The sequence below is a fragment of the Endozoicomonas sp. ALB115 genome, assembly GCF_049310245.1.
In the GTDB taxonomy this organism is placed as follows: Bacteria; Pseudomonadota; Gammaproteobacteria; order Pseudomonadales; family Endozoicomonadaceae; genus Endozoicomonas.
Map to the genome: position 1 here is coordinate 20,962 of NZ_JBLYZG010000056.1, position 12,351 is coordinate 33,312.

At 44.5% G+C, this 12,351-nt stretch carries 16 protein-coding genes, 2 tRNA genes and 1 pseudogene; 8 read left to right on the plus strand and 11 right to left on the minus strand.

From position 1 onward, the window contains the following. Window positions 1-111: 111 nt before the first annotated feature. On the plus strand, window positions 112-789 hold the full coding sequence (locus ACO6VE_RS19445) for an HNH endonuclease (protein ID WP_422451099.1): 678 nt from the start codon (window positions 112-114) through the stop codon (window positions 787-789). Window positions 790-1,919: 1,130 nt separating this feature from the next. Here ACO6VE_RS19445 and ACO6VE_RS19450 read toward each other — a convergent pair. Genes ACO6VE_RS19450 through ACO6VE_RS19460 form a run of 3 tightly spaced genes read right to left on the minus strand, consistent with a single transcriptional unit; the run spans window position 1,920 to window position 3,933 of the window. Next, complete coding sequence (locus ACO6VE_RS19450) at window positions 1,920-2,342, minus strand: RloB domain-containing protein (protein ID WP_422462975.1); 423 nt, start codon at window positions 2,340-2,342, stop codon at window positions 1,920-1,922. Window positions 2,343-2,348: 6 nt separating this feature from the next. Next, window positions 2,349-2,576, minus strand: a complete 228-nt coding sequence (locus ACO6VE_RS19455) for a hypothetical protein (protein WP_422462963.1) — start codon at window positions 2,574-2,576, stop codon at window positions 2,349-2,351. After that, a complete protein-coding gene (locus tag ACO6VE_RS19460; RefSeq protein WP_422462965.1) occupies window positions 2,569-3,933 on the minus strand; it encodes an AAA family ATPase in 1,365 nt (454 codons plus the stop codon). Before ACO6VE_RS19460 ends, ACO6VE_RS19455 begins: the two co-directional genes overlap by 8 nt. A gap of 396 nt (window positions 3,934-4,329) precedes the next feature. On the opposite strand from ACO6VE_RS19460, the gene ACO6VE_RS19465 reads away from it, so the two are divergent. Both ACO6VE_RS19465 and ACO6VE_RS19470 read left to right on the plus strand, forming a co-directional pair. Next, entirely contained in the window at window positions 4,330-5,061 is a 732-nt protein-coding gene (locus ACO6VE_RS19465; protein WP_422462967.1) for an ankyrin repeat domain-containing protein, read from the plus strand. Continuing rightward, window positions 5,052-5,372, plus strand: coding sequence for a hypothetical protein (locus ACO6VE_RS19470; protein ID WP_422451094.1), 321 nt, complete (start codon window positions 5,052-5,054; stop codon window positions 5,370-5,372). Before ACO6VE_RS19465 ends, ACO6VE_RS19470 begins: the two co-directional genes overlap by 10 nt. A gap of 27 nt (window positions 5,373-5,399) precedes the next feature. Here ACO6VE_RS19470 and ACO6VE_RS19475 read toward each other — a convergent pair whose 3' ends face one another. The 4 genes and pseudogenes from ACO6VE_RS19475 to ACO6VE_RS19490 all read right to left on the minus strand — a co-directional run. Continuing rightward, window positions 5,400-5,861: an ATP-dependent DNA helicase gene (locus ACO6VE_RS19475; RefSeq protein ID WP_422451127.1), complete on the minus strand. Its 462-nt coding sequence runs from the start codon at window positions 5,859-5,861 to the stop codon at window positions 5,400-5,402. A 9-nt stretch (window positions 5,862-5,870) separates the two neighbouring features. Then, window positions 5,871-6,032 (minus strand): AAA family ATPase, encoded by a 162-nt coding sequence (locus tag ACO6VE_RS19480; protein ID WP_422451093.1) that lies wholly within the window; start codon window positions 6,030-6,032, stop codon window positions 5,871-5,873. A gap of 60 nt (window positions 6,033-6,092) precedes the next feature. Then, a complete protein-coding gene (locus tag ACO6VE_RS19485) occupies window positions 6,093-6,317 on the minus strand; it encodes an ISAzo13-like element transposase-related protein (protein WP_422462969.1) in 225 nt (74 codons plus the stop codon). A gap of 17 nt (window positions 6,318-6,334) precedes the next feature. Then, window positions 6,335-6,658 (minus strand): annotated as a pseudogene (locus ACO6VE_RS19490) (ISAzo13-like element transposase-related protein); the annotation flags it as partial. A 326-nt stretch (window positions 6,659-6,984) separates the two neighbouring features. On the opposite strand from ACO6VE_RS19490, the gene ACO6VE_RS19495 reads away from it, so the two are divergent. The 3 genes from ACO6VE_RS19495 to ACO6VE_RS19505 all read left to right on the plus strand — a co-directional run bounded on the left by ACO6VE_RS19495 (window position 6,985) and on the right by ACO6VE_RS19505 (window position 8,640). Further along, entirely contained in the window at window positions 6,985-8,031 is a 1,047-nt protein-coding gene (locus ACO6VE_RS19495; RefSeq protein WP_422451091.1) for an ankyrin repeat domain-containing protein, read from the plus strand. A 104-nt stretch (window positions 8,032-8,135) separates the two neighbouring features. After that, on the plus strand, window positions 8,136-8,468 hold the full coding sequence (locus tag ACO6VE_RS19500) for a hypothetical protein (protein WP_422462971.1): 333 nt from the start codon (window positions 8,136-8,138) through the stop codon (window positions 8,466-8,468). Then, window positions 8,455-8,640: a hypothetical protein gene (locus tag ACO6VE_RS19505; protein WP_422451087.1), complete on the plus strand. Its 186-nt coding sequence runs from the start codon at window positions 8,455-8,457 to the stop codon at window positions 8,638-8,640. Before ACO6VE_RS19500 ends, ACO6VE_RS19505 begins: the two co-directional genes overlap by 14 nt. 315 nt (window positions 8,641-8,955) lie before the next feature. Here ACO6VE_RS19505 and ACO6VE_RS19510 read toward each other — a convergent pair whose 3' ends face one another. Continuing rightward, the gene (locus ACO6VE_RS19510) at window positions 8,956-9,651 is read right to left on the minus strand and encodes an aspartate/glutamate racemase family protein (protein ID WP_422451086.1); all 696 of its coding nucleotides are present in this window, start codon (window positions 9,649-9,651) and stop codon (window positions 8,956-8,958) included. A 799-nt stretch (window positions 9,652-10,450) separates the two neighbouring features. Between ACO6VE_RS19510 and ACO6VE_RS19515 the strand changes: the two genes are divergently transcribed. Continuing rightward, window positions 10,451-10,990: a DUF6155 family protein gene (locus tag ACO6VE_RS19515; RefSeq protein WP_422451084.1), complete on the plus strand. Its 540-nt coding sequence runs from the start codon at window positions 10,451-10,453 to the stop codon at window positions 10,988-10,990. Window positions 10,991-11,233: 243 nt separating this feature from the next. On the opposite strand, the gene ACO6VE_RS19520 is transcribed toward ACO6VE_RS19515, so the two are convergent. Further along, on the minus strand, window positions 11,234-11,365 hold the full coding sequence (locus tag ACO6VE_RS19520; RefSeq protein WP_422451082.1) for a transposase domain-containing protein: 132 nt from the start codon (window positions 11,363-11,365) through the stop codon (window positions 11,234-11,236). Window positions 11,366-11,490: 125 nt separating this feature from the next. Here ACO6VE_RS19520 and ACO6VE_RS19525 point away from each other — a divergent pair, with 125 nt between their 5' ends. After that, window positions 11,491-11,769, plus strand: a complete 279-nt coding sequence (locus ACO6VE_RS19525) for a type II toxin-antitoxin system RelB/DinJ family antitoxin (protein WP_422451080.1) — start codon at window positions 11,491-11,493, stop codon at window positions 11,767-11,769. A 282-nt stretch (window positions 11,770-12,051) separates the two neighbouring features. Here ACO6VE_RS19525 and ACO6VE_RS19530 read toward each other — a convergent pair. Both ACO6VE_RS19530 and ACO6VE_RS19535 read right to left on the minus strand, forming a co-directional pair. Then, window positions 12,052-12,128: transfer RNA gene (locus ACO6VE_RS19530), tRNA-Asp, on the minus strand. Between the two features lie 38 nt (window positions 12,129-12,166). Then, a tRNA-Val gene (locus tag ACO6VE_RS19535) sits at window positions 12,167-12,242 on the minus strand. Window positions 12,243-12,351: the final 109 nt, after the last annotated feature.

Consider the following 12,351-nt stretch of genomic DNA (forward strand, 5'->3'; position numbering starts at 1 on the left):
ATTAGCAGCTTGTAACAAGATCAATTAAAATTGTAAAATTATAGAAACTTACAACTTTTATCAAATTCAGATTACACCATTTTTACCAAATTAAATTTTAGGGAAATAACTGTGACAACAATATGGACTGAAGAAGAACTTGAAGCTTCTGTGCTTGCCTATATGGACATGCATAAAAAAGACACAAAAAACGAACATTATATTAAAAAAAATTACTACTCCGACCTATCAAAACGGTTCGGCAGAACCGAAAAAGCATTTGAGTATCGAATGCAGAATATCTCTTATGTTATGTCTCTTATGGGACGAAAATGGGTTAAAGGACTAAAACCTGCAAAGAATGTTGGCTCCAACCACATAGAACTTATCGAAAGACTGATATCAAAAGCAGAAAGCAAAAGTTATGTTGGTCAAGCGACGTTTGAAAGCCAGGTTTCTGAGTTAAAAAAGAAAAAAACACTTTCAAAACCACTTGGAGAGTTTAAGCCTCAAATTGTTACTACTCAAGTAACCCAGTACCAGCGAGACCCAAAAGTAAAAGCCTGGGTTCTTAAAGAAGCAAATGGCTATTGTGAGTGCTGTGACAGTGAAGCTCCATTTCTCACTGCTGAAGGTGAACCTTTTTTGGAAGTACATCATTTGAGACACTTGGCAGATGGAGGGTCCGATAGGGTAACTAACGCCATAGCCTTGTGCCCTAACTGCCATCGAGAATTTCATTACGGTCAGTCTATGACTACCAAACTGGTAGCTTTGTATGCTAAGCACAGCCGACTTATCCGCGAGTAACATTGCAATTTTGCGTAATTGCTGATTTTCAATAATACTCAGTCCAAATTTTAAGCACCCTATACGACTGCGTTTTCTATGGCCTGAATATCGGGATCAGCCCAAAGTGGATGGTTCATCCTCTCCACCAGCTTGAGAAAGCCATCAGCCAAAGACTCATTCACAGAGGAGAGAAATGTAAGGAGTTGTCTGGAAATAACTTCCCTATTTTCATTGCCTGACTCCGTTCGGACTGAGCTTGTCAAAGTTCGGTGGCACTACCCTTCGACAAGCTTCAGGGTGAACGGAAACCGGGAACTTATTAAAAGACAATTCCTTAAAATGGACTGGCCTGCATTCAGGTGATCTCATCAAACGCCATGACTTTGCGGGAAAATATTTCCAGGCACTGCATCCATAGCCACAAGACAAGAGCAGGCAGTGCGTCTTTTTTAGCTTGATTTGCCCAAGAGCGATAGGAGATATTCAGACCCGTCAACTCGTTAAATTTACGGTGCAGATCCGCCTGGGTGTCGCAGATTCCATCACCAGAGAGGGCATCGATCAGTGAGAGAAAAAATCCAAAGGACGGATATCTCGCTGCCGTATAGTAAAACCAAGCTGTTCCGCCATACTGAGGAGTTCTGACTGATCAAAACAGGTCAGCATTTTTTTTCAACTAATCTACTATTTGTAGTACTCATCTTATTCAGTCTTGATAATGGTTTCGAAGCTTTATTTTGGCTGTTCCGGATGAGTTCTGCACTGTAAGTACTGCTTTATTTGCCTTAATGTCTACCCTAAGAACAGATCTTTATGGGATTTATCTTGCCAATAAACAGACACACAGACACCGTCTCCAGAATCGTAACAACTGACAACACGATTCTGACCAAAAAGGAAGTTCAGTTTGAATCAACAGCACAAAAATGATGATCAGTCCGGACCGGCCAGAACCGCTACCCTGTTTGATGCAGAAAATATTACTTGGCAACTGGAGAGCAGGCGATTGAGCTAACCATTGATTTTGGCAACCCCATACTCAGGGCGTATGCTGACTTTTCTATAATTCATACCAGAGGTTGGGAAAAGCCGACACTAAAACATGGCATTCGTACCATTAACCAGCTCAGATATAACAGTAAAAACTCTTATGCTAACCTCTCTTTGGCCAAAAGGATCTTCTCTAAAATTAAGTAGACTCGCGTTCCCAATCCGTTAGGCCAGCGTGATGTTGGATCTTCATCCAATTTTTTTGCATATATTATTGCCTGCTCTGTCAGATCCCAAAAATCATCAATATTTGGTGCTGAAGACTGATAGGACCGAACATATTCCTTTATCTTTCGTTTAAGAGCACTTTTTTTATTGGCATATAGCTGTTCCTGTTCATCTTGCGCCAATGCATACACATCCAAATGGTGCAGAAGAAGCCAGAGATCAAATGCAGGATTGCTTAATGCCAAAAGGTACTGCTTATGATCGCAGGCCTTTGCAATTTCAGAAATGGCTTTCTCCTCCCATGCCTGCTGATCACGATCAATCACCAGACAAAGTTCGTCGTGAGTACCAATACCGAATTACTTCTTGTACGTATTCATCTGCTGCAAAACATACCTGGGAGCGCTGAGATTACCCTCCCGAGGCGGTAAAACCTTCAGTTTGAGACGTGAACCAAGCGCATCAGACTTGTCAGCCACACCCTGAAAATAGACCGGCTCAGTTGCTGCACCTTCGCAGGCAATGACGATTAAGGATGGATCACGAACACCTCGAATACGTGTGAATGGGCAGGGTTCTCTAGCCATTATTTATACCTTTGACCAGATTATTTAAGCCATCTTTAATTACAGGGACACCGCCCAAACGCCCTACCAGATAATCTTTCCGAATATCTTTGTCCGGTCTGGACTGGTACTCTTCCAACGAGTACAAACTGGATATGCCCGCTGAGCTTTTTTGTGCGAACCATATCTCATCCCGTCGTATGAGGCCCACATCCAGAAGGTTAGACTCATGAGTTGTGACAATCAGCTGGCTATGTCGACCAGTGGTTAATGATAGAAATTGACTCAGAATCGCCATCGTTATTTCTGAGTGCAAACTTCTATCTATTTCGTCTATTACATAAACCTTTTCTTGCGAAAAGAGCTCCAATAATCCGGGGGCAATATCTAAAATACGTTGACAGCCATCAGACTCCTGATTGATATCAAAATCGACAGATTCACCTTGATGATTCTTATGTGATGTCATCAGTTTAAACGTATTGATTTCACCATTCTGATTTTTAAGAATCTGATACAGGGTACTATCAGGGGTTGACACCAAAGAGGCCTCACCAGCTTCTAAGGTTGCCATAATATCCTGTTTAATATGGTCAGGAATATCATAGACATCTTTGATCAAATCGACCTGTTTCAATGACAGATCATTGATACCTGTATCGAAGCTTCTGAGTACACTTGCCAGAAGACTACTAACGGTATCATCAGAATGAACGGCCATTTCCAGACCATGATACTTTGAATCAGGAAAAACAATATTGAGTCGATGATGAAACCAATCATTAACCTCCGTTAAAGGCTTAATGTAATCTAATGCCTTGGTCACATTACGATCCTGACACTCAAACAAAAACAGCCGGTGTCCGGGAGTCGCTTTGGCAGTGAATGATAAAAACTGTTCATCGTACTTGCTCTTAAACTTAAGGGCAGGAAACGAAATACTATGTTCATTTGTTCGAACAAACACAGGGGACTCACCCTTTTTATCTATTTTGTACAGCCATTCTTCCTGAATAAACTTGCTATCTGCCATAAAGCCATAAGCATAATTATTCTTGCCACATTTGATCTCAAACTCAAAACGTGATGGTTTTTGAGAGCAATCCTTATCCAGCAGGAATGGGTCATAGTTTAGATTTTTCCCCTGCGGGCTACCCTGGACAATCATCAATCGGGCAAAATGCATAGCCTTGATCAAATTAGACTTGCCTGAAGCATTGGCCCCATAGATGACAGCTGCTTTCAGGGCACCAATATCTTTTGGATTGCCAGGCGGGATAACATGACCAGAATGGGTGCGAACCCGGCTTGGAACCATGGATAGCTCCACCCTGTCCCTGAAGGATCGATAGTTTTCAACAGAGAATCGCAAAAGCATAATAAAGTCTTTAGGTGATATTTTCTCCTAAAGATTGGCATATTTCTCATAAATTCATAATTTTTTACACTAAAACAGGCCATTTCTCATGCAAAGCAATCTCTTCAAGCACACAGAGGAATACACCATATTATTTATGGCTCTGCAGCAAAACTGACAAAATCGACCAGATACTAACTCTAAAATTTTAAGCGGCCTATACGACTGCTTTTTCTATGGCCTGAATATCGGGATCAGCCCAAAGTCGATGGTTCATCATCTCCACCAGTTTGAGACAACCATCAGCCAAAGACTCATTCACAGAGGAGAGAAATATAAGAAAAACGAGAAAAACGACTGAAGGGAACTTTCTACCGGGAACCTGCTCCAATTGATAAGTTAGCACTGGAGCATATTATGAATGGTACTGGTGGTGTAATTAATCTGCCCCCGGAGAATATCCTGGGTTCCATGTATGAATCTGATAAGGCATCAGCGGTGCCTGAGTTCACTGAGTCGGCGAGCAAGTTTCTGAAGTCAGCAGAGGTAGGAACGTTTCTTAACAACGCCAGGGCCGTTGCCGCCGAGCTGCTTACCCCCGATGATCGTCTGGTTGATAGCTGGAACCTTCCCCATCAGCTTACTCCGCTCCACATTGCCTGCCTGGCAAAGGATAGGGTGCTGTTTAAGGCAGCACTTGCTGACCCTCAATGTTGGAAGATCATCGATCAATGCACCTCCGCAATTGATGTAGACGAACTGGCAATTACAAAGGATGATAAGAAAATGCCTGCCATGAACGGTGACACTCCTTTGCATTTTGCCCTGTATAACGGCTGGGATGAGGGTGCTTTAAAATTAATTCACGAACTGTCAGCTGCTGGAAAAATCAATAATACGGTAAATAATACCGGCAGTAGTTTACTAAGCCTGGCCGCCGCCTATGGCAGTCTGGATGTGGTGTCCGAGCTTTGTAACTGTCTCAGGCGAGAGTTTAGCCTGGTTTACTTTGACGACTATCTGATGCACAGCACAAACAGCCAGAGCAGTCTGCTGCATCTCGCTACACAGCAGCAAAATCCGAAGGTCTTTGAGTATCTGCTGGAAAATCAGTTGAACAGCAGTGGAGGTCAACACTGTTGCAGCTGAATAATGACGGGAAGACGCCAGCTGACCTGATTAAGGAGGTACTGCTTGATATTCGCAGAGTTGCCCTGGAATCGGATGGTAATGTCAAGAGGTTAATCTATGCAAAGCAGCTAAAAGATGATCAGGCCAAAGCATTGGAAGACTATAAGAGTCAATTGGATAGAAATGATAGTTATACACGAAAATATTTTAAGGACCTTGGCTATCCTGATGGTCCCTGGCAAGAGTTTTATATGGAGAATAAACACGAGGGTAAGCAGGCTCAGTCACCTGAAACTTCCACTTGGACGTTCCCATGTAATCTGGTCTGATTGACGAGTCATTGCGTGCTTTCTACTTTAACCCAATCGAGTCTGAAGATTAGTCAACCGGTAGTTTGATTTGCGAGTTCGGGCCGCCATCCCCACCGCCTTGGGCTGCCCAACCAGCACCACCATTTGCTTCCCCCGAGTCACTCCGGTGTAGAGCAGATGACGTTCCAGCAGAGTGAAGTGCTGCATGGCCATGGGTATCACCACACAAGGATATTCCGAACCCTGAGTTTTATGGATGGTCGTGGCATAAGCCAAGGAGACTTCATCCAACTCATTGACAGGGTAAAGCACCTCCCGCCCATCAAACTCAATCATCAGCTCGCCCTCTTCAATATCAATGCTTTTTACTTGACCAATGTCGCCATTGAACACTTCCTTGTCATAGTTATTAACGGTTTGAATCACCTTATCCCCCGGTGCATAGGTCCAGCCATACCGGGTAACCCGTGGTAGCGCATTTGGGTTCAATGCTTCCTGTAACGCCACATTACTCAATCAAATCTTCAGAATGCTGTAAACCACCGTCGTTTTGCCCACACCGGGACCACCGGTGATAATGCAAAACTTATTCTGAACCGCCAGTCCAATGGCCCCTTTCTGGGAGTCAGACAGTTGGATGTTATTTTTCTCTTCCACCCAAGGGATGGCTTTATCCATAGCAATGCCTGACCAAGCGGAATTTCCCTTTAGTAATTGTCCCGAAATAAAATCGACATTTCATTTTCCACCTGGTACAGCAGTGTAATTCCATTTTGGCAGAAATTTATCAAATTGAATGCTCATCCTCTCTTTGAAATCAGCGGCGTATTTACGCCCTTTTTCAAAGACCGTATCGATTATTTTCACGACTACTTTCAACCCTGTCGTCGTTTCAGTTTTCTCAATATAGTGCTTTGCTGTCTCGATACTTTCCAGAGGTACACCACTGCTGGCTCTTCTCATGAGGAAATACAAGATGTTCAATTGGATTGTACTTTGAGCAATAGGGTGGATAATGTGCAATAGGGTGGATAATGTGCAATACGATTTTTTAAATTCAATCGATCGGAGAGTGCTTGCAAATCCTCTTTGAACAGGTACGACGATGAACTATTACTACCGCCACCATCACACATAATTAATATCTCATCTTCATTTGGATAGTCTTTCTGTCCATGCTCAAGCCACCAGAGAGCAATGCACTCACAAGAAAATTCAGACGTGTCTTTACTGGTATTTAAATGAACCACTGACTTGTTTTTGCCCAAGTCGTATATCCCATGTGGTATAACTTTGCCATTGCCCTGACTGGGGAAATGTAGAAATTATTTCAGGACAATTACTAAGCACAGCCGACTTATCCGCGAGTAACATTGCAATTTTGCGTAATTGCTGATTTTCAATGATACTCAGTCAAAATTTTAAGCACCCTATACGTCTGCGTTTTCTATGGCCTGAATATCGGGATCAGCCCAAAGTGGATGGCTCATCATCTCCACCAGCTCGAGAAAGCCATCAGACAAAGACTCATTCACAGAGGAGAGAAAAGTAAGAAAAACGAGAAAAACGATTGAAGGGAACTTTCTACCGGGAACCTGCTCCAACTGATAAGTTAACACAGGAGCATATTATGAATGGTACTGGTGGTGTAATTAATCTGCCCCCGGAGAATGTCCTGGGCCCCATGTATGAATCTGATAAGGCATCAGCGGTGCCTGAGTTCACAGAGGCGGCGAGCAAGTTTCTGAAGTCAGCAGAGGTAGGGACGTTTCTTGACAATGCCAAGGATGTTGCTGCCGAACTACTTACCCCCAATGGTCGTCTGGTGGATAGCTGGAACCTTCCCCATCAGCTTACTCCGCTCCACATTGCCTGCCTGGCAAAGGATAAGGTGCTGCTTGAGGCAGTACTTGCTGACCCTCAATGTTCGGACATCATTGATCAATGCACCTCCGCAATTGATGTGGACGAACTGGCAATTACTACAAAGGATGGTAAGAGTATACCTGCCATGAACGCTGACACTCCTTTGCATTTTGCCCTGTTAAACAGCTGGAATGAGGGTGCTTTTATATTAATTCACGAACTGTCAGCTGCTGGAAAAATCAATAATACGGTAAATAATACCGGCGATAGCTTACTAAGCTTGGCCGCCGCGAATGGTAGCCTGGACGTGGTGTCCGAGCTTTGTGACTGTCTCAGGCGAGATTTTCGCCAGGTTTACTACGACGACCATCTGATGCACAGCACAAACAGCCAGAGCAGTCTGCTGCATCTCGCTACACAGCAGCAACATCCGAAGGTCTTTGAGTATCTGCTGGAAAATCAGCTGGACGGCACTGGAAGGTCAACACTGTTGCAGCTGGATAATGACGGGAAGACTCCAGCTGACCTGATTAAGGAGGTATTGCTTGATAAGCGCAGAGTTTTCCTAGAATCGGATGGTAATGTCAAGAGGTTAATCTATGCACAGCAGTTAAAAGATGATCAGGCCAAAGCATTGGAAGACTATGAGAGTCAATTGGATAGAAATGATAGTTATACACGAAAATATTTTAAGGACCTTGGCTATCCTGATGGTCCCTGGCAAGAGTTTTATATGGAGAAAAAACACGAGGGCGAGCAGGATCAGCCACCTGAAACTTCCACTTGGACGCTCCCATGTAATCTGGTCTGATTTCTGAGCTGGCATGGCCACGGACTGCCCAGAAATTTAAAGCACACAATGCAAGGATGCACTAATTGATGTTTGGGAGTTGCTGAATCCTTGGTGTTAAGTGTTTGCTGGAGTGCTTCCAGCTCTTTAAAGAGTGTTCTGGAAATAGCTTAAAAAACGGAAGGGCAGACGTTGGGCTTAAAGGCCGGTCGGATCAGTTTGGAGACCTTTATAAACACTATGTCCAAGCACTGTCCTTTCGGTTTGCCCGTGATGAGAAAGGCTGGCGGTTGCTGGTGACAACGGCTGCGATACGAGGTCATCCGTGTACCCGCCCGGAAGCCAGTGCGATGGGTCTTGATATCAACTCCGACCACCAGGCCCTGGCGTTGATTGACCGCTACGGTAACCCGCTGAACAAATGGACCATTCCCTGTCACACCTATGGCAAAACCTAAGAGCAACGTCTGGCGGTTGGCCAGGATCAACCCGGCTTACACGTCGGTGATAGGGCGGACAAAATTCAGTGGCCAGTATGGCCTGTCGGTGCATCATGGCGCAGCCGTGGCGATAGCCCGACGTTATTTCCAGTTTCAACTGGGTCTTATTGACTTCTTTCAAAATCCGTAACGTCAACCGGGTACTGGAGACAATGCGCTGTTACGTTTCCGGGAAACAACCCGGGTATCAAACAAGGGCTTAATCGCTTGATTCTGCTGATTGGGAGTTAACGTGTTATCCAATACGTCATCCTCCTTTGTCAGCAGATCAAATAACGCCGTTCTAACCTGATCTTCCGTTTGGACCGAACAGCGAGAGCATTTCAGCAAACTTGCAAGCATAGCCCCTGAAGCCTCATCAAGCGATTGATGAGGCGCTATTTCTTCCAGCAATGCTCCGGCATACGCACTTCCGAAGCGGTCTACGATTTACCACCCGTTTATTTTATTCAACAATCGCTAACTTCACTGCCTTCTGGGTATGTATTTCTGTTGTGTCATACAGTGGTATGGTCGTATGGGTCTGTTGAACCAACAAGGCAATTTCAGTACAACCGAGAATTACTGCCTCAGCCCCTTGGTTATGCAGACTGCTAATGATCTTCAAATATTGGTTGCGGGAAGCGTTGTTGATCTGTCCAAGACAGAGTTCCGTGTAAATGACCTGATGGACTACCTCCTGTTCAGTTTCATCCGGAATAACAACGTCTATACCAAACTTGTCCGACAAGCGATTTTTATAAAACGCTTGCTCCATGGTGAAGCGAGTGCCCAATAAACCAACCCGTTTTATACCATCTTTGACAAGAAGCTCGCCGGTTGCATCAGCAATATGCACCAGAGGAATGGCAACGGATTTTTCAACAGCCTCTGCCACTTTATGCATGGTGTTAGTGCAAATTAAAAAGAAATCAGCCCCACCTGCTTCAACAGAACGAGCCGCAGCGGACAGAATCTCTGCTGTTTTATCCCACTCACCCTGGTGCTGAAGCTTCTCAATTTCAGCGAAATCGACACTGTAGAGGGCAACCTTGGCTGAATGTAACCCCCCAAGAGACGTCTTAACGCCTTCATTAATTCCCTTGTAGTAGCTTAGAGTTGACTCCCAACTCATCCCACCAATCAATCCAATCGTTTTCATTATTAATATTTACCGATATAACCAGAGAGGTTCTGCACAAACTCCACAAAAAAACGTATAAAAGTTCGCCCGCAGTCCCGAGAGCCTACCAAATGAGAGAACTGAAACCTCCATCGCGACCTCCGGCAAATTGTAACCTAACTTACTGATATTGAAATACAAAAAAAGTGGAGGACTCGAAGGGCCAATTCCTCCACTTTTTCTAAGAGGATAGAGAAAACGGTAAAAACAGGGGAAAATAGCTTGTTTGTGGGGAGTGTGAAAACTCCATCGGGGTGCTGTTAACCCTTTGTTTACAGATCCTATAAACGACAAAACCCTCACGACAGACATCGTAAGGGTCAAGGTGTATGGCGGTGGCGAGGGAAAAGGCTGCGGAATGTTTTGATAACCAACATTAACAGAACCATTGTACCTTGAAACTATCCATGCAGTGCTTTCAAAGTCCCCTTCGGATCTACCGCAAAAATTCTCAGCAGTGCTTTGGCTGGCCCCATTGGCTGCCGACGCCCTTGCTCCCAGTTTTCCAGAGTCTTTTGCTGACACCTATCAGCAAGGCAAACTTCGCCTGACTCAACCCTAACTTCTCAAGAATCGCTCTTACTTCAACCTCTGGAAACCCAGTCACTCTTGCAGCTGGCTTTTTCGTTCTCGAATATCATCCAGCTCCTGGACGCTGGCCAGCAGCTCATCAAACATTGACTTATCCATCAGACCAGAAGTGGTTGAAATTGACCATTCATAAGGCTATAAGTCACCACCCTAACATTGGCCTGTCTCTTAATGAGCGATTATACAAATGTCCAAAAAGCCAACATTGACTGAACTGAAGAAACAGTTAAGGAAAAAGAACCAGAATGAATTGGTCGAAGAAATTGCCCATCTCTATAAGAAATTTGCCAACATAAAAGAGTTCTACCAAGCCTCATTCTTTAATGACGATTCCGCAGTGTTGGAAAAATACAAAAAGATCGTCAGGGATGAATACATCCCATCGGGGCGTAGGCAATTCCCCTCCATGAGAGCATCCGTTGCCAGGAAAGCGATCTCAGACTACAAAAAAATATCCTGTTCTAATGCTGGCCTTGCCGACATCATGCTCACATTTGTGGAATCTGGCGTCTGGTGCACCCAAGAGTATGGCGACATTGATGAACCTTTTTATTGCAGTATGGAAAGCATGTATGAAAGCGCCATCAAATTCATTGTCAAAGAAGATCTCTTTCATGATTTTGATGACCGTTTGCGTAGCATCTTAAGAGATACTCATGATATGGGCTGGGGCTTCCATGATACGCTATCAGAAACTTATGACACCTATTCCATCAGCGCTGATTGACGAGTCATGACGTGCTTTCTACTTTAACCTAATCGAGTCCAAACTTTTCAGGCAATATCACAAAGAATCCGCTGGCTTCGCTATGGAAAGTAACTCGCTCTACCGATCCTTGCAGATGAACCAGAGGCTGATGGTCGGTGTAGCATTGATGATTTGAAGCAGCTTCCATCAAAGCGTCGTTTATCCGTCAGAGGAATGAAGCCAATCAACAGGATATTAAGTAGCTAACCAAAGCGAATTTAATCAAACGACTACCGATATATTTACTGAAGATGCGGCTCTATCAAAGCTTGCACTTATCAAAAATTCGAACGGTTCCAGCCCATTGGCCTTCGCGCTTTCGATCAGGCTGTCATCGTTATTGTTAATGGCCATCGGATTTCCTTTTCTTTAACCAGGGAAGCGGCATCCACTGCACTTGAATATCTCCGATATCCTTCTATAACTTGTCGTACAATGTATAACAATGTAAGACATATTTAACTTATGGAGAGTGAAAAATGAGGCAGGAAATGCTCAGCGCCCGTATCGATCACGATACCAAGGCTGCCTTTACTAATATCTGCGAAGCCATTGGTTTAAGTACTTCTCAGGCCATTAAGCTCTTTGCCAAGGCGGTCATCAATCACGGTGGCATCCCGTTTGAAGTGCGAGTTCAGCAGCCCAATAAAACCTCGGTGGCGGCAATGAAAGAACTTGATGAAGGCAAAGGCCACAGCGCCGAATCTGTCAGTGCCTTAATGAATGAGCTGACTGATGGCAAGGTAAGTGATGTATAGCCTGGAATATTCCAATCAGTTCAAGATGGACTTTAAAAAGATCACCAAGCTGGCCATTGCAGATATTATTACCGTAGGTCATGTTATTGGTACTCAAACCTGATTTCTCGGAAGGGCTCAGACCACAGCTTTTCAGAGAGGAGAGAGAAAAGTAAGAAAAACGGGGAAATTAGCTTTAAAAACGAAAGGCCACAAACCACAGCATCATGTGTTTAACCCTTTGTTTACAGGTCCTATAAACGACAAAACCCTTACGACAGGTATCGTAAGGGTTAAGGTATATGGCGGACCGGACGGGACTCGAACCCGCGACCTCCGGCGTGACAGGCCGGCATTCTAACCGACTGAACTACCGGTCCGCTATCTAGTTTCTAGTATCCAGATACTAGTTTCTAGTTGGTGGGTGATGACGGGATCGAACCGCCGACCCTCTGCTTGTAAGGCAGATGCTCTCCCAGCTGAGCTAATCACCCAAATTTTTTACTCTGCTTACCTGCTTCTCAACACAGGCATAAAATGGCGGACCGGACGGGACTCGAACCCGCGACCTCCGGCGTGACAGGCCGGCATTCTAACCGACTG